The sequence below is a fragment of the Methylobacterium sp. FW306-05-D genome (assembly GCF_058782155.1).
Genome location: NZ_JBYSXL010000075.1, coordinates 1 through 21,930, shown reverse-complemented (window position 1 = coordinate 21,930; position 21,930 = coordinate 1). Strand labels below are relative to the sequence as shown.

The window sequence follows — 21,930 nt, the reverse complement described above, 5'->3', positions numbered from 1 at the left end:
GGCTATTGGTCGGCTGCGTGAGATGTGTATTAGTGACAGGTCCTCACGTAGGGACGCAAGGATGGGCTCGACGACCTGCAGCTCGCCGGGGGCGTCTACGCGGTGCTGGTGGCCAAGGGCCTCATCTCGGAGGGCCGGACGTGAGCGTTCAAGAGCGCCAGCTTGCTATCGCGCAGGCCTTGTTCGTGCGCTGGGTTCGGCGGTCGAACGCTCGCAGGACGGCCTTTCAGGGGCCCTTCTCCTACACTGAGGGCGAGCAGGTTCAGAACCTGCCGCACTCCTACCGCCAGGGTTTCCTCGACGACGCTGCGGCCGTGATGGCGGTTGAGGACGCCCGGACCGCGGCCGCGATCGAGGCCGAGGTCGGCGGTGCCTACCGGATGGAGGACGGGCGCACGTTCTGGATCGACGCCTCGGTCGCACGCGAGATCGCACGCCGTGCCGTCTCCGGGTCCGCGGGGGCCTCGTCCTGATGGACCTCACGCTCATCGTCGCGATGGTCTCGATAGCCCTGGTTTTCGCGCTCATCCTCGGCGTGGGCGTCCTCTCGCGCCTGGATGGCCCGCGGCCGCCGACGGAGGTCACCCGCATCGTCGCGGCCGTCCAGCGCCGTCAGGCCGCCCGCGGGGAGGACTGCCCGTGAGCCTCGGATCTCTACAGGCAAGCGTTGGCCTTCTTCAGCGCAGCGTAGACGGCCGCGGCCGCCGCGCCGGCCTCGCCCCCGTGCGGGACGACGTCTTGGGCTAGGGCCCGCCCGGTGGCCGGGTCGGCCACGATGACGGTGGACCGTGCCGTTCCGCGGAGCACCCGCACGACCAGCTCGACGCGCTCCCCGGAGCCCGGGCCGTCCTCAACGGGGTAGCGGTCCTCGACATGCCCGGCCGGCCGGGCCCGGGGCAGCGGCATGCCCTCAAGGTGGCGGGCGTCGGCGGCGTCGTAGGCGTCCTCGGGCATGCCCGGGAGTCTGGGCGCGCCCCGCCGGGGAGGCAAGCCCGGGACGATGCGGAGAAGGCCCCGGCGGGCGGTCTGCCGGCGGTGTGGTCGGCGTGGTGATGGAGAGGACGATGGACATCAGGGACACGAACACCGAGGCGCCAAAGCGCCACGTCGCGATCGAGGACGACATCGCCGCGGTGCGGGCCGCCCTGCGCGAGGCCGAGGCCTGCACGGACCCCGACGACCTCGACGGGACGACGCACGTCCGGGCGCTCCGGGACAGCCTCGACGGGTTGCTCGCCGAGCAGCGCAGGGGGGCCTGAGCGATGGCGGTGAGCAGCTACAAGACCGTGACCCGCAAGGTCCAAGTGGAGATCCGCACGGCCGAGGACGGCACGGTCTTTGAGGGCGATGACGCTCAGTACCGGGCCGGCCGGCACGAGAGCAAGCTCGCAACCCTTCGGGATCTCGACGCCCTGTTCGCCCGGGACCCCGCCGTGGTGAAGGCGGCCATCATCGCGCACTTCAATGACGAGGACGACGTTGGCGCCGCAGGCCTGTGGTGCTTCCTCAACGATATCTCGAAGCACCTGCCGAAGGTGGAGGCCTGAGCATGCACCGCTCCCCGATCGAGGCGGCCGCCGTCTCCTGGAACGAGGTCCGCGTGAAGGCCTGCGCGGCCCCCTGGGGCGACAAGACCGTATGGACCGACCTCGGCGCGGCCGAGACGGCCCTGAGCAAGGCGGTGTCGGCCTTTCTGAAGCGGGAGGCCGAGTTGGCGGCCCGGGTCGTCACTCACGTGGTGCACGGGATGCGCTTCCACTCCCCGATGACGGTGGAGGTCTACTCCCTCGACGAGGCCATCAGCACGGCGTTCTGGGGTCGAGACAACGGGGACTGGTGGCCTGCCGACGTCCGCACGCCTGCCGGGGAGATCGTCCTCTCCGAGGAGAAGCTCAACGACGAGGTCAATCGGTACGAGTGGAGGGCCTGACCATGCGCATCTACACCGAGACGCCCTTCCGCATGACGCCGCCCCGGATGGCCGTGGTCATGCCGGGAGAGATGTCGTCCCTATGGGTTGCCCCCATCAACGGGCCGATCGCGAGGGAAGCCCTCGAAGCGATCGGCCTCCCCTCGGACGGCGAAGAGATCCGGATCGGGACCCAAGGCGACGTCGTCACCGTCAACGGCGCGAGGGTGACGCAGGGCGACGCCGTGATCGTCTACTGCGCCTGGCACTGCACCCCGAACGATTTCCGCGAGGACCCCTCCGAGGAATTCGTCCGCCAGGTTCGCCACGCCATCGCCGTCCGCCTCGGCATCGAGAGGCAGCTGCAGGGGCTACGGGCATGAGCGAGAGCATCCACATCGCCGGTCGCCGGATCCCCTTGAGGCGCATGGGCGTGCGCGAGGTGGTCGAGCGCATGGCACGATCCACCGAGCTCGCGGCCGAGTTCGAGGTGACCTGCCGGGAGATGAGCCCGTTCGTCGCGTCTCTGGCCTTCCGCCGGCCCGACGACGCCGGCCCAAACCGGAAGGCGCGCCGGGCCGCCGAGGCCAAGGCGCGGAGGCGAGCATGATCAGATCCTGCCCGATCCACGACGGCTACACCGACGACGCCCTCCGTCCGTTCGGGTGGTCGTCGGGGCTGTACTCGTTCCGATGCCGGGACTGCCGGGAACGCGCGGTCGGCGAGAAGCGCTCGCAGCGCTGCCGCACCTGCGCGGTCGCCGCCCTGCGAAAGGCGGAGGCTTACCCGCCGAGCGCCGAGCAGGCCTCCGCGCCGGTGACCAGGTTCGCTGTCCGGGACACCGTGACGGGGCTCCTGTTCTGCAACCGGTCCATGCACCCGAACCGGAAGGAGTGGGACGGGCTGGCGACCGCGCAGGTCTACCTCAAGCGCGAGGCGGCCGAGGCGACGGCGCGGCAGGTCCGCGAGCAGTGGGAGGACCTCCGCCTGCACCACCCCACGCTCTTCCCCGAGCGGCTGGAGGCGGAGGTCGTCGAGGTCCAGCTGATGGTGGTGGCATGAGGCAGTCCACGATCGACGAGATCGCCGGCGGGGCCGCTTGGACCGTCGAGAAGGTCATCTCCGAGAACCCGGCGGACACCCCGGTGGAGCGACCGGCCCGCCTCCGGAGGGAGCTCGCCCTGTGGATCTCGCACGCCGTGAAGCGGGAGGTCATCAACGACCGGCGCCGCGTGGGACGCAGGCAGGCTTAAGGACGGGAACCCTGGACGGGGCCTTGCCAGCCCGCGAGAGTGCCTCAACCTCGGGGGGCACATGGTGAGACAGGACAAGCGCGCGCGGCTGAAATCGATCGTCACGGACGGGACGATGGCGATCCCGGAGGTCGAGGGAGAGTGGCACCACGACCCCTATCGGACCCTCTGGGTCGAGGTCTCGAACCTCAAGATGGGCCAGGCCGTCTCCACGGACTACGGGACCATCAGCCGGACACCCCAGCTGTCCGGGATGGCCGCGATCCGGAGGGACACTGTCCGGCTCGCTGGATGGGGCGACACCTGCCGGGTCCTGCCCGTGACGATCCGGCCCGCCATCCCTCAGGAGGACGGCAACGGCTACACCCCGTTCACCGGCGTGCTCGGCTTCATCGCCGGAGACCGGGAGTTCAGGAGCGAGGACGCCTGGTTCCTGGAGTGTTGGATCCCCGAGATGGACATGGCCGCGATGCTCGCGGCCTACCGCGCTGGCGAGATGCCGTCGTTCCACCTCGGCGTGAAGCTCGATCTCTGGATCACGAAGGGCGACGAGCACACGCCGCCCGGCTACGGGGTCACCTGGTATCTGGCTCCCCACGCGGACCACGCGAGCGAGAGCCCAGAGGTGGCACGGGGCACGGTCCGGCATCTCAGCTGGAGCGACGCGCCGCAGCCAAAGGTCGACGAGGATGATGGGGTGCCGGAACAGGGGCCGCCGCTTCAGGCTCCCGCGGATCCCGCCCCCAACCTGGATACCGCCAACCTCGCCGCAGCGATCGACCGCCTGCGCTCCACCGTTCTGCAGGTCGGCCTCTGCATCGCGGTCGCACTGGTGGTCAGCTGGTTCGTCTGACCAAGGGCCGAAACGTCGCGTCCAGGGATCGACTCCCGAGCGGATTTGTTCTCCATTCGTTCTATGACAGAATCGATGGAGCGGATCGTGGACGAGATGGAGCGGGCCTACATGGAAGCCGCCGACGGCGACGCGCGGGACGCCCTGAGGCGGGCGCTCGGCGACGCCCTGATCGAGATGGCTGAGATCTCGGGGAAGGTCAGCCGCGGGTTCGTGAGGGCGTCCCGGCCGGCGGACCTGGCGCGGAAGCTGGGGCCGGAGCGCCGGGCCCGAGAGGCTGCCCGCTCCGCCGGCTGACGGCCGGTTAACGGCTCGCCCGCATCATGCGGGCATGCGAGATCCGGTCACCGAAAAATTCACGCGCGCCTGGGCCCCCGACGGCGAGGTCGTCTTCACGCCGATTCCTGTCGATGCGATCGAGGCGCATCCCCTGTGGGCGGCCTCCACGCTGTCGGGCGTCAACCGGAAGCGCGTGCTCCAGGAGGCGGAGGAGGCCTGGGTCGCGACGACGGAGTGGCTCCCGAAACCGCAGGAGGACGGCCCGGCGACGACCGTCGCATTGACGGTTTGGTTCAAGCCGTGGCGCGGCGAGTACGCCGGGATCTTCCTGACGTCGGTACCAGGCGCCAAGAAGCAGGAGCGCTGCCTCGGCGTGACGCTGCTCCGGAACGGCACCTACCGGCTCCTGACCGAGCGCCGGCTAGGCCAGAGCGTGACGCACGTTGTCGAGAGCGAGCGGCACCTGTCGGCCCCGATCGATCCCGAGGATCGCGGGGACCTCGGCGGCCTCGCACCCTGAGATCCGGGTTTAGCCGCTCGCGGGAATCCAAGCGGCCGGCGCCGAAATCACCCGCTCGGCTGAAACCCGCCCGCCTCTAGACGTGCTCGGCTTGGTAGACGTAGGGCCCGGGGTCCTCGGCCATGCACCGGTAGGGCCGGGTGAAGTCGGTCAGCCCGTCGTAGATGACGCCGCGACTGATGCGGTGGTCCTCCAGCACCTAGGCCCGGTCGGCCTCCAGCCGTTCGATGGTGGCGTCGATCCCCCGCCCGTCGAGGGGCAGCCGATCGCTCATCCGGCTGTCGATCTCCTGCAGACGGGCGCGCCGCTCAGGACGCGTCAGGTCCTTCCGCAGGGCGAGGTAGCAGAGGTCGTGAACCTCGCGCTGCAGGTTCCGCATGCGGGCATAGGACGGGGGGAGTGAAGGTGCGCGGCTCACGCGGTCACCGTGGCAGGCCCGCGTTGAGGGCTGGCTAAGCCGATCACTCAAATCCAACCGGTTGGGCTTGGGACTGTCCACGGCGCGTGCCAGCGTCGGATTTCGACCCGCCCGGGAATGGATTTCGGGCGGGCCTCCCGGCAGCCGTGCAGAAAAGTCCGCCCGAACTCCGCCCGAGAAGCAAAAAGCCCCGGACACGGTGTCCAGGGCTTGTCGTCTAAGTCGCTGTGATGACTTGGAATTGTTGGTAGCGAGGGACGGATTTGAACCGCCGACACAAGGATTATGATTCCTCTGCTCTAACCAGCTGAGCTACCCCGCCAGACCGCGGCCGCCGAAAATCGTGGCCGCGATGAGATCGGCGGTATAGGGAACCCCGCCGTGGGGTGTCAACGGGGTCCGGCCTCGGAAAATGGCCGTTCCCCCGCTGGGCTCAGAGCTTGGTCCCCAGGATCTCGGCGACCTGGGGAATGTCCTTGTCGCCGCGGCCGCAGAGGTTGACGACGAGGAGATGATCCTGGGGCTTCTGGGGTGCCAGTTCCCGCACCTTGGCGAGGGCGTGGGCGGGCTCCAGGGCTGGGATGATGCCTTCCAGCATCGAGCACAGCTTGAAGGCGTCGAGGGCTTCCTGATCCGTCGCCGAGAGATAGGTGACGCGCCCGGCCTCGTGCAGCCAGGCGTGTTCGGGGCCGATGCCGGGATAGTCGAGGCCGGCCGAGATCGAGTGCGCGTCCGCGATCTGGCCGTCGGCATCCTGCAGCAGGTAGGTGCGGTTGCCGTGCAGCACGCCGGGCTTGCCGCCCGACAGCGAAGCCGCGTGGAGGCCGCTGGAGATGCCGTGGCCCGCCGCCTCGACGCCGTACATCGCGACCTCGGGATCGTCGAGGAAGGGATGGAACAGGCCCATGGCGTTGGAGCCGCCGCCGATGCAGGCGACGAGGGAATCCGGCAGTCGGCCCTCCATCTCCAGCATCTGCTGCTTCGTCTCGCGGCCGATGATCGACTGGAAGTCGCGCACCATCGCCGGGTAGGGATGCGGGCCCGCCACCGTGCCGATGCAGTAGAAGGTGTCGGCGACGTTGGTGACCCAGTCGCGCAGGGCCTCGTTCATCGCGTCCTTGAGGGTCTTGGTGCCGGACTGCACCGGCACCACCTCGGCGCCGAGCATCTTCATGCGGAACACGTTGGGCGCCTGGCGCGCCACGTCGACGGCGCCCATGTAGACCACGCATTTCAGGCCGAAGCGGGCGCAGAGGGTGGCGGTGGCGACACCATGCTGGCCGGCGCCGGTCTCGGCGATGATGCGGGGCTTGCCCATGCGGCGGGCCAGCATGATCTGGCCGAGCACATTGTTCACCTTGTGCGAGCCGGTGTGGTTCAGCTCATCGCGCTTGAAGAAGATCTTCGCGCCGTGGCCGGGGGCGGCCTGCGCACGCAGGTGCTCCGTCATGCGCTCGGCGTAGTAGAGCGGGCTCGGCCGGCCCACATAATGGGTCAGGTGGCTGTTCATCTCCGCCTGAAAGGCCGGATCGGCCTTCGCGGCGGTATAGGCCGCCTCCAGGTCGAGGATCAGCGGCATCAGCGTCTCGGCCACGAAGCGTCCGCCGAAGATGCCGAAGCGGCCGCGCTCGTCCGGGCCGTTGCGGAACGAGTTCGGAGGGGGAGCGATGGTCACGGGCGTGGTCCTTGTCAGGTCTGCGATTGTCGATAGGCCTAGACCCGCGCGGGGGGCGGCGACAATGCGGCCAACGCGTCGAATTGCGAAATGACCGACGAATCCGGGCCATTCGGGGCGGAAAGCGCAGGGCGTCCGGCCGGGATTCCCTCCGCTGTCAGCCCCGGGCGGCAGCGACGAAGGCGGCGATCCGCTCCGGCGATTTCTCTCCCGGACGGATCTCGACGCCGGAGGAGACATCGACCGCGCGGGCTCCCGTAAGGGCGAGCGCGGCCGCCACAGTGTCGGGGGTGAGCCCGCCCGAGAGCATGTAGTCCGCCGGCAGGGCGACACCGTGGAGCAGGGTCCAGTCGAAGGCGTGGCCGTTGCCGCCGGGCAGCACGGCGCCCGGCGGCGCCTTGGCGTCGAGGAGGATGCGGTCGGCCGTCTCCGCATAGGCCGCCACCGCGTCGAGATCCGCAGCCGTCGCGACGCCGAGCGCCTTCATCATCCGGCGCCCGGTGGCGGCGCGGAGGGCAGCGACGCGCTCGGGCGTCTCGTGGCCGTGGAGTTGGATCCATTCGGGATCGAGAGCCGCGACGGCGGCGGCCACCAGGGCGTCATCCGGATCGACGAGGAGGACCACCCGCTGGGTCCGGCCCTTCGCCTGCGCCGACAGAGTGCGGCCGGTCTCCAGGTCCACGTGGCGGGGACTCCTGGGGAAGTGCACGAAGCCGACGAAGTCGGCACCGGCGGTCAAGGCGGCGTCGAGGGTCTCCGGCGTGCTGAGCCCGCAGATCTTGATGGCGATGGCCGACATGCAGTTCCAGGCGTGCGGATCCGGGCCGGCCTCAGCGCGGGGCCGGCAGAGCGACGCGGTCGGGAGCGTTGCGGTAGATGCCGTTCGGACCCTCGTTGGTCGGTGCCGGCGCGTAGGTCTTCAGGCGGGCGGTCTCGGTTTCCAGGCGGCGGATCTCGCGACGGCGCTCGGCGCTGGTGCGGCGGGTGCGCGACTGACCCAACCAGGCACCGCAGCCGCCGAGCAGCACGCCGACCGCCACCGCGATGAACAGCAGCAGGTAGAGCGGCAGCGTCGCGCTGAAGAGCGGCATGTCGGGCGAGAGCGGATCGAAGGAGACCCGCACCGCATCGCGGTTCGCCACCGCGAAGGCGACCACCAGGATCGCCACGGGAAGCAAAACCAGGCCCTTGAGGAAGCGGATCATCGAGAGGAACTCCGAACGTAGGGTACGGGGCGGATCAGGACGCGGCGGCCTCGCCGTCCCCGATGCCGGCCTCGTTGAGGCGCAGGCGCATCTCCTTGCCCGTCTTGAACACGGGAATAGCCTTTTCCGAGACGGCAACGGCCGCACCCGTCCGCGGGTTGCGCCCGCGCCGCGCATCGCGACGCTTCACCGAGAAGGCCCCGAAGCCGCGCAGTTCCACCCGGTCGCCCCGGGCGAGGGCATCCGCGATGGTGTCGAGGATCGCGTTCACCAGGGTCTCGACATCGCGCTGGTAGAGATGCGGGTTCTGCTCGGCGATCTTGAGCACGAGCTCCGACTTGATCATGCGAGGGCCTTCACGAAGTCATGCACGAAAGAGTGTGGCGCGGGCCCTCAGCGGGCAGAGTCCGCGGGGCCCGGACGCCACAGCACCAGGAGGCCGCCCTGGGCCAGACCCGCCGTTTCGTCTCCAACCTGGCGCAGGCGTGCCGCGAGCCCGTCGAGCCCGACGAGGTCGGCTCCGAGGCCGAGGGCCGACCAGAGCCGGAAGTCGCTCTTGGCGGTCGGCTTCCAGTCCAGCACCGGAAGGTCCTTGGCCACGCCGCGCTCGGATTCGAGCCAGGCGATCGCCTGCCGCTCGCCGCCGAGGCCGTCGACGAGCTTGAGGGGCACACTCTGGCGACCGCTGAACACCCGGCCGTCGGAGACGGTGGCGAGTTCCTTCTCGGTCATCCTGCGCCGGTCGGCCACGAGGCCCTTGAACCAGGCGTAGGTGTCACCGACGACGGCCGCGAGGGCGGCCCGGGCCTCGGGCGAGGTGGGCGTGAAGCCCGAGGGCTCGGCCTTGAGGGGCGCGGATTTGACGGATTCGACCTTGACCCCGACCTTGTCGAGGAGTCCCGACAGGTCCGGATATTGGAACAGCACACCGATGGAGCCGACGAGCGCGGTCTCGCGCGCCACGATGTGGTCGGCGGCGATCGCGGCGATGTAGGCGCCGGAGGCGGCGGTGCCGTCGACGAAGGCCACCATGGGCTTCTTCTCGGCGAGCGCCCGCAGGTTGCGGTAGAGCTCCTCGGACCCGGTGGTGGTCCCGCCCGGCGAGGAGATCGACACCACGACGCCCTGCACGGCGCTGGCGTCGCGGACGCGCTCGATCAGCTTGGTGGTGGATTCGCTGCCGGCGATGAAGCCGCCCACGGAGATCCGGGCGATCTGCGGCCGGACGCTGCCGAGGCCCAGGCCCTCTGCGCCGTTGCGGACCCGCAGACCGACCGCGCCGACCGCGACCACGAGGCCGCCGATGCCGAGGACGCGCCAGAGGGAGAGCTTGCGGCGCAGGCGCCGGCGATCGATCAGAAGTTCGGCATCCGCGGCCATGCGCTGGTTCTGCTCCCTCTCGTGCCGGCTCGACCGGCTGATATTTTGGTCGCCGAGTTCCCGGGCTCCGGGCCCGCTACGCGCCAGCGTACCGAACCTTGTCCCACACTCCCCGCCGATTTGCATCAAGCCTTTGACGCATCTCGGCCTTTGACGAATCACGGCCTCGGGTATCGCGCGTCCTCCGGCGTGATACCCAAGGCGATCCGTCGCCTCGCCCGTGTTCTAGCCTTGCCGGACGCGGACCGACAAGGGGGCCGGCATCCTCCGCCGCGAACCCGGCCGCCGAGGCTGCGCCCATGAAAAACGCCCGCGCGGGAAGCGATCCCGCGCGGGCGTAGAGACTGTTTCGCGTTCCCCGGTCCGGGAGGACCGGGGCTCATGCGGGACGGATCAGTCCTGCGACTCGTCCTTGTCGTCGCTGGTGCGGGCCTTCTTGAAGGCCGCGCCCAGGATCTCGCCAAGCGAGGCGCCCGAGTCGGTCGAACCGAACTGGGCCATCGCCTCCTTCTCTTCGGCCATCTCGAGGGCCTTGATCGAGAGCTGGACCCGGCGCGCCTTGCGGTCGAACTGGATCACGCGGGCGTCGAACTTCTCGCCGGCGGCGAAGCGCTCGGGGCGCTGATCGCCACGGTCGCGGGCGAGCTCGGCCCGGCGGATGAAGGTCGTCAGGTCGGTATCGACGATCTTCACGTCGACGCCCGAATCCTTCACGTCCACCACTTCGCAGGTCACGATCTGACCCTTCTTCAGGTCGCCCGCTTCCGTGAAGGGGTCGCCGCCGAGCTGCTTCACGCCGAGCGAGATGCGCTCCTTCTCGACGTCGACGTCGAGAACCTGGGCGCGCAGCATGTCGCCCTTCTTGAACTCCTCGATGACCTGCTCGCCGGGACGGTTCCAGTCGAGATCCGACAGGTGGACCATGCCGTCGACATCGCCGTCGAGGCCGATGAACAGGCCGAACTCGGTCTTGTTCTTGACCTCGCCCTCGACCTCGGAGCCCACCGGATGCTGCTGGGCGAAGGCCTCCCAGGGGTTCTGGAGGGTCTGCTTGAGGCCGAGCGAGATGCGGCGCTTGACGGGATCGACCTCGAGGATCTGCACTTCCACTTCCTGCGAGGTGGAGACGATCTTGCCCGGGTGGACGTTCTTCTTCGTCCAGGACATCTCGGAGACGTGGATCAGGCCTTCGATGCCCGGCTCCAGCTCCACGAAGGCGCCGTAGTCGGTGATGTTGGTCACGCGGCCCTTGAGCTTGGCGTCGACCGGGTAGCGCTGGGCGATGCCCTCCCACGGATCGGCCAGCAGCTGCTTGATGCCGAGCGAGATGCGGTGGGTCTCGTGGTTGATCTTGATGATCTTGACCTTGACCGTCTGGCCGATGGTCACGACCTCGGACGGATGGTTCACGCGGCGCCACGCCATGTCGGTGACGTGGAGCAGGCCGTCGATACCGCCGAGATCGACGAAGGCGCCGTACTCGGTGATGTTCTTGACGACGCCGTCGATGACCTGACCCTCTTCGAGGTTGGCCACCAGCTCGGAGCGCTGCTCGGCGCGGCTCTCCTCGAGGACGGTGCGGCGCGACACGACGATGTTGCCGCGGCGGCGATCCATCTTAAGGATCTGGAAGGGCTGCGGCGTACCCAGGAGCGGGGTGACGTCGCGCACGGGCCGGATGTCGACCTGAGAGCGCGGCAGGAAGGCCACGGCGCCGTCGAGGTCCACGGTGTAACCGCCCTTGACCTGGTTGAAGATCGCGCCGGTGACGCGCTCGTTGGCCTCGAAGGCCTTCTCGAGCTTGACCCAGCTCTCCTCGCGACGCGCCTTGTCGCGCGAGATCACGGCCTCGCCGAGCGCATTCTCGATGCGGTCGACATAGACCTCGACCTCGTCGCCGACGGCGAGCTCGCCTTCGCGGCCGGGGCCGTTGAATTCCTTGAGGGCGACACGGCCTTCCGTCTTGGCGCCGATGTCGATGACGGCCACGTCCTTCTCGATCGCGACGACGCGACCCTTGACGACGGACCCTTCGGTGATCTCGTGTTCGAGGAACGACTCCTCGAGAAGAGCGGCGAAATCGTCGCGGCTCGGGCTACGCTGCAGGGCGTTACCAGCGGTCATTCTGTCTCCTGACAGGCCTCATCGGGAGGCCGGCATCGGCGGCTCGTGTGACGGAACACCCTCGACGTCGTCACCCGGGGCCACGGACCCGACGGGCTCAACCTCCCGGAGGAGGGCCGACGCATTCTCAAACGATGGTCGAGAGCGATCCTCCAAACGGGCCGGGGCCCGGCGGGACAGCCGAGCCTCGTCGAATCCATTCGGAGAACGGCGGTTGCATAGCGGATTGCCGGGCCTCCGGCAACAGGCCGGGTACCGTGGCGGCCTTCGACCCCGGAAATGAAAAATCCCCGCAGCGGGGCTGCGGGGATCGGTCGGCACTGGATGGGCGGGGCCCTTAGTCCTCGTCGTCGTCCTCGGTGCTGCGCATGCCCTTGAGCTTGGCGAAGACCGAATCGGCGTTGAGCTTCTCGTCGCGGGCGCTGCGATGGTGCTCGTCGGACTCGGTGTAGTCCGTGGCCGTCGAGACCTCGGTGGGGAGCAGCGTCGCGCCGCCGTCCACCGGCATGTTGGCCGGACGGTCCTTGGCCGAGCGCTGCACCTCGAAATCCAGGTCGATCTGGGTGCAGAGGCCGAGGGTCACGGGGTCCATCGGCTGCAGGGAGCCGGAATTCCAGTGGGTGCGCTCGCGGATCTGCTGGATCGTCGACTTGGTGGTGCCGACGAGGCGGATGATCTGCGCGTCCTTGAGCTCGGGGTGGTTGCGCAGCAGCCAGAGGATGGCGTTCGGCCGGTCCTGGCGGCGGGACAGGGGCGTGTAGCGCGGACCCTTGGTGGTGCGCTTCACCTCGGGCAGCTTCACCTTCGAGACCGCGACCTTGAGCTTGTAGTTCGGGCTCTTCTGCGCCTTCTCGATCTCGTCGCGGGTGAGCTGGCCGGTGGTGATCGGGTCGAGGCCCTTGATGCCGGCGGCGACCTCGCCGTCAGCGATGCCCTTCACCTCGAGGGGGTGCAGCTTGCAGAAATCGGCGATCTGCTCGAAGGCCAGCGAGGTGTTCTCCACCAGCCATACGGCGGTGGCCTTCGGCATCAGCGGGCCTTGCGACATCGGGCTAACTCCAACTGGTTCGTGCGGGACGGGTCCGGGGCGCCGCCGACAGGGCGTCGCTCGCTCCGGCCTTGGCTGGCCGGCAGCATCCCGTCTCAACGCTGCAATAGGGAAGCGCCGTCTATACAGGTTCCGATGGGGTCAACGCAATTGCGATCCGCCGGTCCCGGACATCCGGGACGCGGGCCTCAGGTGAAGAGGCTCGACACGCTCGATTCCGTCGCCGTCCGACCGATGGCCTCGCCGAGCAGCGGCGCGATGGTGGCGACCCGGATGTTGCGCGCGAGCTTGACCGCCTGGGTCGGCTGGATCGAGTCGGTGATGACCAGTTCCTTCATCCGCGAGGCGGCGATGCGCGAGACCGCGCCGCCCGAGAGCACCCCGTGCGTGATGTAGGCGGAGACGTCCTTGGCGCCGGCATTCAACAGGGCCTCGGCGGCGTTCACCAGGGTGCCGCCGGAATCCACGATGTCGTCGACGAGGATGCAGGAGCGACCCTCGACCTCGCCGATGATGTTCATCACTTCGGATTCGCCGGGACGCTCGCGGCGCTTGTCGACGATCGCCAGGGTTGCGTCGATGCGCTTGGCGATGGCCCGGGCGCGGACCACGCCGCCGACATCCGGCGAGACCACCATCCAGTCCCGCGGGTCGAGGCGTTCCTTGATGTCGCGCACCATCACGGGGGCGGCGAACAGGTTGTCGGTCGGGATGTCGAAGAAGCCCTGGATCTGCCCGGCATGGAGGTCGAGGGTCATCACGCGGTCGGCGCCGGCCTCGGTGATGAGGTTGGCGACCAGCTTGGCCGAGATCGGGGTGCGGCCCGAGGTACGCCGGTCCTGGCGGGCATAGCCGAAATACGGGATCACCGCGGTGATGCGCCGGGCCGACGAGCGGCGCGCGGCGTCGATCATGATGAGCAGTTCCATCAGGTGATCGTTGGCTGGGAACGAGGTGGACTGGACGATGAACACGTCCTCGCCGCGCACGTTCTCCTGAAGTTCGACGAAGATCTCCATATCGGCGAAGCGCCGGACCATGCACTTGGCCAGCGGCAATTCGAGGTATGCCGCGATGGCCTCGGCCAGAGGCCGGCTCGCGTTGCCGGCGATGATCTTGATCGAGGACTTCATGCCGGGGTCTTCATCTCGCGATCCAGGAGGGCCGGTCCCGTGCCGGGGGGCGGGCCTTCGTTGCGGCGCTCCATAACAGCCGCAACAGGGGCGTCACAATGCCTTCACCTGGGTTACGAGCCCAGGTTTTCGCACATCAGGGCTCGAGCAGCCGGTGCAGATGCACGATGAAGTAGCGCGTCTGTGCGCTGTCAACCGTCGATTGTGCCTTGGATTTCCAGGCGCTCTGCGCCGAGGCGTAGTCCGGAAAGATGCCGACGATGTCGAGATTCTTGACGTCGCGGAAGTTCACGCCGTCGAGACTCTCCAACTCGCCGCCGAAGACGAGATGCAGTCTCTGTGCGCTGTCGATCGTCGTCGTCATTGCCGCGTCTCCTCCCCGGTCGGTTCCGGCGCCATTCCGGAAGGCACGAGCCGTGCCGCCGGTCCGGTCGCAAACGCAGACGGGTTCGTCAACCCGAACGATGTGCCGGGAAACATGCCGGACGGCCACGGGGGCGCCGTGCGGCGTTGCCGACGACCCCTGTTCAGAGATCGAACAGGGTCCCCTGCCGAGCCGGGACCGCGGCGGACTCCGGCTGGGACGGCTTCGGGACGGCCTTCTTCGGCGCGGTCTTCCGGGCGCCCGTCTTTCCGGTGACCCTCTTCCCGGAGACCGGCTCGGCGTGGTTCTCGGGGAGCGACGCAAGGGGGCCGGCCCGCGTGTCGGACGGGGCATTGAGGGGGCGGACGCCGACGAGGCCGTCGGCGAATTCGAGGGTCATGTGCGGGGCGACTTGCGCGGCGGCGCGGATCGCGCGCCCGTCCCCATCGCGCACCAGGGCATAGCCGCGAGCCAGGACGGCGCGATAGCTGAGGGAGCCGAGAAGGCCGGCCAGACCGGCGAGGCGGTCGGCGCGGCGCTCGGTCAGCCGGACGCCGGCCTGGACGAGGCGCGCCTGCAGCGCGCCGAGGCGCTCGCGACTGCGCACCTGCTCGGCGCGGGCCCGGCTCAGGGTTCCCTCGCGGGCGATGACGAGGCGGCGCCCGAGATACGACAGCCCCTCCGCTTTCCGCGCCATGTCGTGGCGCAGGGCGGCGCCGGGGCGGTCACCGATGCGGGCGACGCGTCCGCGGGCCTGGGCGAGGGCCAGGGTCGGCGGATGCCGGGCGAAGCGCTCGACCAGGCGCGAGACCCGCAGCCGGAACACCCGTGCGTTTCCGGCCAGCGCCGGGCCGAGGCGGGCCTCGGCGAGGTCGAGGCGCTGGCGCTTGGCGGCGAGGAAGGCGTCGACATCGGGCATCGCCCGCACCAGGGCGCGCAGGTCGCTGCGCTCCCGGTCGAGGCGCCGCTGGACCGCCTCGCGCTGGCGCCGCCCGAGATCGGTCACCTCGGCGACGAGGTCGGTCCGCACCGGCACCGCCATCTCGGCGGCTCCGGTCGGGGTCGGGGCCCGGCGGTCGGAGACGAAGTCGATCAGGGTGGTATCGGTCTCGTGGCCCACCGCCGAGATCAGCGGAATCGTCGAGTCCGCAGCCGCGCGCACCACGCATTCTTCGTTGAAGGTCCAGAGATCCTCGATCGAGCCGCCGCCGCGGGCCACGATCAGCACGTCAGGACGTGGGATCGGACCGCCCGGCATGCATGCGTTGAAGCCCCGGATCGCCGCGGCGATCTCCTCGGCCGCCCCCTCCCCCTGCACGCGCACCGGCCAGACCAGGACCGGCCGGGCGAAGCGGTCCGCCAGCCGGTGCAGGATGTCGCGGATGACGGCGCCGGTGGGCGAGGTCACGACGCCGACGATGCAGGGCAGGTAGGGAATGGGCCGCTTGCGCTCGGCCGCGAACAGGCCCTCGGCGGCGAGCACGCGTTTGCGCTCCTCGAGAAGCGCCATCCAGGCGCCGATGCCCGCCGGCTCCAGGGTCTCGATGACGATCTGGTAGGAGGACTTGCCCGGAAAGGTCGTGATCCGCCCGGTGGCGACCACCTCCAGCCCCTCCTGGGGACGCTGGCGCAGACGGTTGAAGGTACCCTTCCAGACGACCGCGTCGATGCGGGCGCTGCCGTCCTTCAACGAGAAATAGGCGTGGCCGGAGCTGTGCTGGCCGCGAAAGCCCGAGATCTCGCCGCGCAGACGGACATGGCCGAAAGCGTCCTCCAGCGTCCGCTTGAGAGCGGAGGCGAGGTCACCGACGGACCATTCCGGTACGTTGGAGACTGGTCCGGGTACGATGACGGTTTTGGCGGGCGGAGGGGGAACGGCCATGGGCGCGGACGCTAGGGCCGGCGCTGCGGCAGGTAAAGTAGGCGGCCGCGCGGCCCGGGCCTCACATCAGGATGGACAGGATCACCAGGACCGACGCCACCGGAACGGCGCAGATCGCCAGGGCCATGCGCCAGATCGGCAGGTCGTCGAGGTTGCTGTTGTCGTTGCAGGCTCTAACCGGAACCCTGCCGCGCGTGACATATTGCGAGAGGCTGACGCTCCGGGGGGAAGTCGGCGCCACCAAAAACGGAACGGATTTGCGACAGCCTGGCATGATCCTCTTAACGTCGTCCCGACGTGTTCGTTCCACCCTGACCATACGCCACGGCACGAATGGCGGACCCGGTTCGCGGAACGCTTCTCGTGCACATCGCCAGGGTCCACGGAGAATCGGACTATTCAACGGTTGGCTTTTGGGGAACATCACGCCCCATGAACATCCTCCTCATCGGCTCGGGCGGGCGCGAGCACGCCCTGGCCTACGCCATCGCCAAGAGCCCGCTCTGCGCCCGCCTGTTCACCGCGCCCGGCAACCCCGGCACGGCCGCTTTCGGCGAGAACCGGCCGGATCTCGACGTATCGGACCACGCAGCCGTGCGGGCCTTCTGCGCGGGCGAGCGCATCGGCCTCGTGGTGGTCGGGCCCGAAGCCCCCCTGGTGGCCGGCCTCGTGGACGACCTCCAGGCGGCGGGTCTTCGGGTCTTCGGGCCGACCAAGGCCGCCGCCCAGCTCGAAGGCTCGAAGGGCTTCACCAAGGATCTCTGTGCCGAGGTCGGCATTCCCACCGCCGCCTTCGCCCGTTTCCAGGCCCTCGAACCGGCCCTGGCCTATCTCGCCGCGCACGGGGCACCGATCGTCGTGAAGGCCGACGGGCTGGCGGCCGGCAAGGGCGTGGTGGTGGCCGAGACCCGGGAGCAGGCCGAGAACGCGGTGCGTGCCCTGTTCGAGGAGCCCGGCGCCGAGATCGTCATCGAGGAATGCCTGTTCGGCGAGGAGGCGAGCTTCTTCGCCCTGTGCGACGGCACCCGCGCGGTGCCGGTGGGCACGGCCCAGGATCACAAGCGGGTCTTCGACGGGGACCGCGGTCCGAATACGGGCGGCATGGGTGCCTATTCGCCGGCCACCATCCTGACCCCGGCCCTGGAGCGGGAGGTGATGGAGACGATCATCGCCCCGACCCTCGACGGCATGCGCGCGCGCGGCATTCCCTTCACCGGCATCCTCTATGCCGGGCTGATGCTCACCGCCGACGGGCCGAAGCTGATCGAATACAACACCCGCTTCGGCGACCCGGAGGCCCAGGTGCTGATGCCCCGCCTCGCCTCCGACCTCGTGCCCGCCCTCCTGGCGGCCTGCGAGGGCGACGTGTCCGGCATCGACCTGGAATTCGATGCGCGCCGCGCGGCCCTCACCGTGGTCATGGCAGCGGCCGGCTATCCCGGCACGGTGATGCGCGGGTCCGAGATCCGCGGCGTCGAGGCGGCGGGGGTGAGCGACGAGGTCATCGTGTTCCAGGCCGGCACCCGTGCCGAGGGCGGGCGCCTGCTCGCCGATGGCGGCCGGGTGCTCGCCGTCACGGCCCTGGGCGAGAGCATGATGGAGGCCCAGGCCCGCGCCTACGCGGCGGTGGCCCGGATCGACTGGCCGGAGGGGTTCTGCCGACGCGACATCGGCCGCCGCGCCGTGGCCCGCGAGGTTGCCGGCGGCGGGATCTGAGACCGGGCCGTCAGCGCCGCTTGTTGCCGCGCGGGCCGGTCGGCACCACCGTGTTGCCCCGGTTCTCGGCCTGCAGGATGCGCCAGCGCGCCACCCGCTCCGGGTCGAGGCGACCCTCGGCCACGGCACCCTGCACGGCGCAGCCGGGCTCGTGGGCGTGCGTGCAGTCGCGGAAGCGGCAGGCGGGTGCCAGCTCGGTGATCTCGGCGAACAGGGTGTCGATCCCTTCGGCCGCGTCGCCGAGCTGGAGCGAGCGGATGCCCGGCGTGTCGATCACCCAGCCGCCGCCCGCGATGGCGTGGAGCGAGCGGCTCGTCGTGGTGTGCCGGCCTTTGGCGTCGTGCTCCCGGATGCCGCCCGTGGCCTGCGGCGCCGCAAGGTCCGGACCCGCCAGGGTGTTCACCAGGGTCGACTTGCCGACGCCCGAGGAGCCGACCACCGCGACGGTGCGGCCGGGACCGCACCAGGGGGCGAGCTGCGTCGCCGCCTCGGGCTCGCGTGTATTCACGACCGTGACGGCGAGGTCGCGCTGCAGGGCCTCGGCCGCGCGTCGGTAGCGCCCGGAATCCGCTGCCACGTCCGCTTTCGTCAGCACGATGACGGGCTCCGCCCCGCCCTGGTTGGCCAGGGCGAGGTAGCGCTCCAGCCGGGTCGGGTTGAAGTCCGCGTTGCAGGAGGTGACGATGAACAGTGCATCGACGTTCGCCGCCGCGAGCTGCGGCGAGGCGCTGCCTTCCCGGCGCCGCTCGAGCACGGTGCGCCGGTCCAGGCGCCGGCGCAGCATCTGCGTGCCGGCCTCGACCAGGACCCAGTCGCCGACGGCGTAGTCGCCGGTGTTGGTGTGGACCGGCAGCATGAGCTTGACCGGTCCCCCCTCGGAGAGGGCGCTCATGCGGGCGCGGTGCACGGTGGCGACGCGCTGGGGCAGGAGGCCCGCCTCGTCGGGCCGGCGCTGGTCCGCGAAGAAGGCGGACCAGCCGAGTTCGGCGAGGCTATGGGCGGCGGTCACGACGCGCTCAACCGGCGAGCCGCGCCAGCGCCTCCGTGATCTTCTCCAGGCGGGCCGCCTCCCCGTCGCGGCGCTCGCGCTGCTCGTCCACCACCTCGTCGGGGGCGCGGGCGAGGAAGTCGGCATTGCCGAGCTTGGCCTCGATCTTGGCGATCTCGGCGCCGGCCTTGGCCGCCTCCTTCTTCAGGCGCGCGACCTCCGCCGCGAGGTCGACGATGCCCTCCAGGGGCAGGGCCGCCACCGAGCCGCGCACCAGGAGCTGCACCGAATTCTTCGGCGCGACCGCCTCGAAGCGGATCTCGGAGAGCCGGGCCAGGCGGACCAGGGTGTCGCCCCAGCGGGTGGCGCGGGCGCGCAATTCGGCGTCGGCGCCCACCACCACGAGGGGGATCTGCGCGGCCGCCGGCACGCTGGTCTCCGAGCGGGCGGAGCGGATCTCCGAGACGAGGTCCACGAGCCAGCCGATCTCCGCCTCGGAGGCCGAATCGTTCAGGGCGGCCAGATCCGGCCAGGACGCCAGGGCGAGCAGGCCGCGCGACTCCGAAAAACCCTCGCCCTTGATCGCCCAGAGCTCCTCCGTGAGGAACGGCATGAACGGGTGCAGCAGCTTGGCGATCTGGTCGATCAGGAAGGCCACGGTCCCTTGCGTCTCGGCCCTGGCGGCGGCCTCGACGCCCTCCCCCTGGAGCACCGGCTTGGCGAGCTCCAGGTACCAGTCGCAGAAGATGTTCCAGACGAAGCGGTAGGCGGCCGCCGCCGCGTCGTTGAAGCGGTAGGCCTCGAGCGCCGCCGTGACCTCGGCCACCGCCCGCGCGGCCTCGCCGAGCGCCCAGCGGTTCAGGGTCTCGCCCGCCTCCTCCGGCCGGTACTCGGCCCGCAGGGTGCAGCCGTTCATCTCGGCGAAGCGCGAGGCGTTCCAGAGCTTCGTCGCGAAGTTGCGGTAGCCCTCGACCCGGTTCACCGCGAGCTTGATGTCGCGCCCCTGCGCGGCCATCGCCGCGAGGGTGAAGCGCAGGGCGTCGGCGCCGTACTGGTCGATGAGCCCGAGGGGATCGACGACGTTGCCCTTCGACTTCGACATCTTGGCGCCCGACGCATCGCGCACCAGCGTGTGCAGGTAGACCGTGGAGAACGGCACCCGGTCGGTGACGTGCAGCCCGAGCATCATCATCCGGGCGACCCAGAAGAAGATGATGTCCTTGCCGGTCACCAGCGTGTCGGTCGGGTAGTAGCGCGCCAGTTCCGGGGTCTCGTCCGGCCAGCCCAGCGTCGAGAACGGCCACAGGGCGGAGGAGAACCAGGTGTCGAGGACGTCCTCGTCCCGGCGCAGGACGACCGCTGCCCCGCGCTGCGCCTCGGCCTGACCTTGCGCCTCGGCCTCGGTCGTCGCGACGTAGATGCCGCCGGCCTCGTCGTACCAGACCGGGATCTGGTGGCCCCACCAGAGCTGGCGCGAGATGCACCAGGGCTCGATGTTCTCGAGCCACTGGAAGAAGGTCCGCTCGTAATTCTCGGGCACGAAACGGGTTTTGCCGTCGCGCACCGCCTGCAGGGCGCGCTCGGCGAGCGGCTTCACGTTCACGTACCACTGGTCCGTGAGGTAGGGCTCGATGACGACGTTCGAGCGGTCGCCGTGTGGGACCGCATGGGTGTTGGGCTCGGTCAGGCGCAGGCGCTCGCGCGCCTCCATCAGGGCGACGACGCGCTTCCTCGCCTCGAACCGGTCGAGGCCGTGCAGGGCCAGGGCCTCCGGCTCGGGGTCGGCGCCGGCAAGGAAAGCCGTATTGCCGTCGAGGCTTATGCGGGCTTCCGCATCCAGGATGTTGATCGGCGTGCAGCCGGCGCGGCGGCCCACCTCGAAATCGTTGAAGTCGTGGGCGGGCGTGATCTTGACCGCACCCGTGCCCTTCTCGGGATCGGAATAGCTGTCGGCCACGATCGGGATCAGGCGCCCGACGAGGGGCAGCCGCACGAATCGGCCGACGAGATGGGTGTAGCGCTCGTCCTCCGGGTGGACCGCCACCGCGGTGTCGCCCAGCATGGTCTCGGGCCGGGTCGTGGCCACCGTGATGACCGCGCCGGTCTCGGCGCCGTCCGCATCGACGACCGGGTAGTCGAAGTGCCAGAGATGGCCCTTCACCTCGACCTGGATCACCTCCAGGTCGGAGATCGCGGTCTGGAACTTGGGGTCCCAGTTCACGAGGCGCTTGTCGCGGTAGATCAGGCCCTGCGCGTGCAGGTCGACGAAGGTCTTCGTCACGGCGCGGACCATCTGGTCGTCCGGCGCGCCCGAGACGCCCATGGTGAAGCGCTCGCGCGACCAGTCGCAGGAGGCGCCGAGGCGCTTCAGCTGGTTGACGATGGCGCCGCCCGATTCCGCCTTCCAGGCCCAGACCTTCTCCACGAAGGCCGCGCGGCCGATCTCGCGCCGGCCCGGCTCCTTCGCCTCGGCGAGGCGGCGTTCCACCACCATCTGGGTGGCGATGCCGGCATGGTCGGTGCCCGGCTGCCAGAGCACGTCGCGGCCGCGCATGCGCTCGAAGCGGCAGAGGATGTCCTGGAGCGTGTTGTTGAGGGCGTGCCCCATGTGCAGGCTGCCGGTGACGTTCGGCGGCGGGATCACCATGGTGAAGGGCGTCGCCCCGGCCCGCTCGGGCCGTCCGGCCCGGAAGGCGCCGCCGGACTCCCAGGAGGCGGCGATGCGCGCCTCGACGGCGGCGGGATCGAAGGTCTTGTCCATCATGGGCGGATCGGGTCACATGTCGAGGAAGCGGAAGCTGGCCCGCTTTCAACCCGTCACGGCCCTTGCGTCAACTCGCGAGCCCCGCGATTCGGCGTCGGCGGCCCCTCTCGCCCTAGCGGCCCTCTCGCCCTAGCGGCCCCTGGCCACGCGCTCGATCTCGGCCCGGACCAGCCGCTCGACCATGCCGGGGAGGTTTTCGTCGAGCCAGTCCTTCAGCATCGGCCGAAGCATGTCCTGCACGAGTTCTTCCACGGTGCGGGACTGGATGCTCATCACCGAGCTGGAGAGCATGTTGAAGGCCTGGGCGACGCTGGCGTCGGTGACGGCCGAGGTGAGGCGCTCGGTGGGCGTCGGCTCCGGCTCGGGCGCGCGGGCGGCGGGCTGCGGCGCCGGGCGGGGCGGCTCGACCGAGGCGGGGG

The 21,930-nt window shown here is 69.9% G+C and carries 30 protein-coding genes and 1 tRNA gene; 13 read left to right on the top strand and 18 right to left on the bottom strand.

What is annotated here, in order from left to right; all coding sequences use genetic code 11:
* Positions 1 to 140: 140 nt before the first annotated feature.
* Both AC3WLN_RS19835 and AC3WLN_RS19830 read left to right on the top strand, forming a co-directional pair.
* Positions 141 to 473 (top strand): hypothetical protein, encoded by a 333-nt coding sequence (locus AC3WLN_RS19835; protein ID WP_055959066.1) that lies wholly within the window; start codon positions 141 to 143, stop codon positions 471 to 473.
* Positions 473 to 643 carry a hypothetical protein gene (locus AC3WLN_RS19830; RefSeq protein ID WP_156375894.1) on the top strand — a complete coding sequence of 57 codons (171 nt, stop codon included), beginning with the start codon at positions 473 to 475 and terminating at the stop codon, positions 641 to 643. The genes AC3WLN_RS19835 and AC3WLN_RS19830 overlap by 1 nt, the downstream gene beginning before the upstream one ends.
* Positions 644 to 654: 11 nt before the next feature.
* On the opposite strand, the gene AC3WLN_RS19825 is transcribed toward AC3WLN_RS19830, so the two are convergent.
* Positions 655 to 954 carry a hypothetical protein gene (locus tag AC3WLN_RS19825; RefSeq protein ID WP_055959069.1) on the bottom strand — a complete coding sequence of 100 codons (300 nt, stop codon included), beginning with the start codon at positions 952 to 954 and terminating at the stop codon, positions 655 to 657.
* Between the two features lie 110 nt (positions 955 to 1,064).
* On the opposite strand from AC3WLN_RS19825, the gene AC3WLN_RS19820 reads away from it, so the two are divergent.
* The 10 genes from AC3WLN_RS19820 to AC3WLN_RS19775 all read left to right on the top strand — a co-directional run bounded on the left by AC3WLN_RS19820 (position 1,065) and on the right by AC3WLN_RS19775 (position 4,814).
* The gene (locus tag AC3WLN_RS19820; protein WP_146180522.1) at positions 1,065 to 1,259 is read left to right on the top strand and encodes a hypothetical protein; all 195 of its coding nucleotides are present in this window, start codon (positions 1,065 to 1,067) and stop codon (positions 1,257 to 1,259) included.
* 9 nt (positions 1,260 to 1,268) lie between these two features.
* On the top strand, positions 1,269 to 1,547 hold the full coding sequence (locus tag AC3WLN_RS19815; protein ID WP_146180521.1) for a hypothetical protein: 279 nt from the start codon (positions 1,269 to 1,271) through the stop codon (positions 1,545 to 1,547).
* Between the two features lie 2 nt (positions 1,548 to 1,549).
* Entirely contained in the window at positions 1,550 to 1,930 is a 381-nt protein-coding gene (locus AC3WLN_RS19810) for a hypothetical protein (RefSeq protein ID WP_055959078.1), read from the top strand.
* A gap of 2 nt (positions 1,931 to 1,932) precedes the next feature.
* On the top strand, positions 1,933 to 2,292 hold the full coding sequence (locus AC3WLN_RS19805) for a fasciclin domain-containing protein (RefSeq protein ID WP_146180520.1): 360 nt from the start codon (positions 1,933 to 1,935) through the stop codon (positions 2,290 to 2,292).
* Entirely contained in the window at positions 2,289 to 2,519 is a 231-nt protein-coding gene (locus AC3WLN_RS19800) for a hypothetical protein (protein ID WP_055959084.1), read from the top strand. Before AC3WLN_RS19805 ends, AC3WLN_RS19800 begins: the two co-directional genes overlap by 4 nt.
* A complete protein-coding gene (locus AC3WLN_RS19795) occupies positions 2,516 to 2,971 on the top strand; it encodes a hypothetical protein (protein ID WP_055959087.1) in 456 nt (151 codons plus the stop codon). The genes AC3WLN_RS19800 and AC3WLN_RS19795 overlap by 4 nt, the downstream gene beginning before the upstream one ends.
* Positions 2,968 to 3,162 carry a hypothetical protein gene (locus tag AC3WLN_RS19790; RefSeq protein ID WP_055959090.1) on the top strand — a complete coding sequence of 65 codons (195 nt, stop codon included), beginning with the start codon at positions 2,968 to 2,970 and terminating at the stop codon, positions 3,160 to 3,162. Before AC3WLN_RS19795 ends, AC3WLN_RS19790 begins: the two co-directional genes overlap by 4 nt.
* Before the next feature lie 61 nt (positions 3,163 to 3,223).
* Positions 3,224 to 4,015, top strand: coding sequence for a hypothetical protein (locus tag AC3WLN_RS19785; RefSeq protein WP_055959093.1), 792 nt, complete (start codon positions 3,224 to 3,226; stop codon positions 4,013 to 4,015).
* A 75-nt stretch (positions 4,016 to 4,090) separates the two neighbouring features.
* Positions 4,091 to 4,312, top strand: coding sequence for a hypothetical protein (locus tag AC3WLN_RS19780; RefSeq protein WP_243214760.1), 222 nt, complete (start codon positions 4,091 to 4,093; stop codon positions 4,310 to 4,312).
* Between the two features lie 34 nt (positions 4,313 to 4,346).
* Complete coding sequence (locus tag AC3WLN_RS19775; RefSeq protein WP_055959100.1) at positions 4,347 to 4,814, top strand: hypothetical protein; 468 nt, start codon at positions 4,347 to 4,349, stop codon at positions 4,812 to 4,814.
* A 76-nt stretch (positions 4,815 to 4,890) separates the two neighbouring features.
* Here AC3WLN_RS19775 and AC3WLN_RS19770 read toward each other — a convergent pair whose 3' ends face one another.
* From AC3WLN_RS19770 to AC3WLN_RS19705, 14 genes are all read right to left on the bottom strand, one after another.
* On the bottom strand, positions 4,891 to 5,013 hold the full coding sequence (locus tag AC3WLN_RS19770; protein WP_272481521.1) for a hypothetical protein: 123 nt from the start codon (positions 5,011 to 5,013) through the stop codon (positions 4,891 to 4,893).
* Positions 5,014 to 5,193: a hypothetical protein gene (locus AC3WLN_RS19765; RefSeq protein WP_055959102.1), complete on the bottom strand. Its 180-nt coding sequence runs from the start codon at positions 5,191 to 5,193 to the stop codon at positions 5,014 to 5,016.
* A gap of 284 nt (positions 5,194 to 5,477) precedes the next feature.
* Positions 5,478 to 5,554, bottom strand: a tRNA-Met gene (locus AC3WLN_RS19760).
* 111 nt (positions 5,555 to 5,665) lie between these two features.
* Positions 5,666 to 6,907, bottom strand: a complete 1,242-nt coding sequence (gene trpB / locus AC3WLN_RS19755) for a tryptophan synthase subunit beta (protein ID WP_492484114.1) — start codon at positions 6,905 to 6,907, stop codon at positions 5,666 to 5,668.
* Between the two features lie 157 nt (positions 6,908 to 7,064).
* Positions 7,065 to 7,706 (bottom strand): phosphoribosylanthranilate isomerase, encoded by a 642-nt coding sequence (locus tag AC3WLN_RS19750; RefSeq protein ID WP_492484112.1) that lies wholly within the window; start codon positions 7,704 to 7,706, stop codon positions 7,065 to 7,067.
* 31 nt (positions 7,707 to 7,737) lie between these two features.
* Entirely contained in the window at positions 7,738 to 8,112 is a 375-nt protein-coding gene (locus tag AC3WLN_RS19745; RefSeq protein WP_463779188.1) for a lipopolysaccharide assembly protein LapA domain-containing protein, read from the bottom strand.
* Positions 8,113 to 8,146: 34 nt separating this feature from the next.
* The gene (ihfB, locus tag AC3WLN_RS19740; protein ID WP_055959108.1) at positions 8,147 to 8,458 is read right to left on the bottom strand and encodes an integration host factor subunit beta; all 312 of its coding nucleotides are present in this window, start codon (positions 8,456 to 8,458) and stop codon (positions 8,147 to 8,149) included.
* 47 nt (positions 8,459 to 8,505) lie between these two features.
* A complete protein-coding gene (gene sppA / locus AC3WLN_RS19735) occupies positions 8,506 to 9,492 on the bottom strand; it encodes a signal peptide peptidase SppA (RefSeq protein WP_492484109.1) in 987 nt (328 codons plus the stop codon).
* A gap of 393 nt (positions 9,493 to 9,885) precedes the next feature.
* Complete coding sequence (gene rpsA / locus AC3WLN_RS19730) at positions 9,886 to 11,616, bottom strand: 30S ribosomal protein S1 (protein WP_056184418.1); 1,731 nt, start codon at positions 11,614 to 11,616, stop codon at positions 9,886 to 9,888.
* Between the two features lie 337 nt (positions 11,617 to 11,953).
* Positions 11,954 to 12,664: a DUF1013 domain-containing protein gene (locus tag AC3WLN_RS19725; protein WP_463779197.1), complete on the bottom strand. Its 711-nt coding sequence runs from the start codon at positions 12,662 to 12,664 to the stop codon at positions 11,954 to 11,956.
* 188 nt (positions 12,665 to 12,852) lie between these two features.
* Entirely contained in the window at positions 12,853 to 13,797 is a 945-nt protein-coding gene (locus tag AC3WLN_RS19720) for a ribose-phosphate pyrophosphokinase (protein WP_055959118.1), read from the bottom strand.
* Between the two features lie 136 nt (positions 13,798 to 13,933).
* The gene (locus AC3WLN_RS19715; protein WP_492484106.1) at positions 13,934 to 14,161 is read right to left on the bottom strand and encodes a DUF4170 domain-containing protein; all 228 of its coding nucleotides are present in this window, start codon (positions 14,159 to 14,161) and stop codon (positions 13,934 to 13,936) included.
* 163 nt (positions 14,162 to 14,324) lie between these two features.
* On the bottom strand, positions 14,325 to 16,043 hold the full coding sequence (gene xseA / locus AC3WLN_RS19710) for an exodeoxyribonuclease VII large subunit (protein ID WP_492484104.1): 1,719 nt from the start codon (positions 16,041 to 16,043) through the stop codon (positions 14,325 to 14,327).
* A 61-nt stretch (positions 16,044 to 16,104) separates the two neighbouring features.
* The gene (locus AC3WLN_RS19705; protein ID WP_492484102.1) at positions 16,105 to 16,284 is read right to left on the bottom strand and encodes a hypothetical protein; all 180 of its coding nucleotides are present in this window, start codon (positions 16,282 to 16,284) and stop codon (positions 16,105 to 16,107) included.
* Positions 16,285 to 16,475: 191 nt separating this feature from the next.
* Between AC3WLN_RS19705 and purD the strand changes: the two genes are divergently transcribed.
* Positions 16,476 to 17,759 carry a phosphoribosylamine--glycine ligase gene (gene purD, locus AC3WLN_RS19700; RefSeq protein WP_492484100.1) on the top strand — a complete coding sequence of 428 codons (1,284 nt, stop codon included), beginning with the start codon at positions 16,476 to 16,478 and terminating at the stop codon, positions 17,757 to 17,759.
* Positions 17,760 to 17,769: 10 nt separating this feature from the next.
* Here the strand turns inward: purD and rsgA are convergent, their stop codons facing one another.
* The 3 genes from rsgA to AC3WLN_RS19685 form a co-directional block, all read right to left on the bottom strand.
* The gene (gene rsgA / locus AC3WLN_RS19695) at positions 17,770 to 18,768 is read right to left on the bottom strand and encodes a ribosome small subunit-dependent GTPase A (protein WP_492484098.1); all 999 of its coding nucleotides are present in this window, start codon (positions 18,766 to 18,768) and stop codon (positions 17,770 to 17,772) included.
* Between the two features lie 7 nt (positions 18,769 to 18,775).
* Positions 18,776 to 21,511, bottom strand: a complete 2,736-nt coding sequence (locus AC3WLN_RS19690) for a valine--tRNA ligase (RefSeq protein ID WP_492484096.1) — start codon at positions 21,509 to 21,511, stop codon at positions 18,776 to 18,778.
* A 129-nt stretch (positions 21,512 to 21,640) separates the two neighbouring features.
* Positions 21,641 to 21,930: PopZ family protein (locus tag AC3WLN_RS19685; protein ID WP_492484094.1), on the bottom strand; the 290-nt coding region annotated here is incomplete at its 5' end.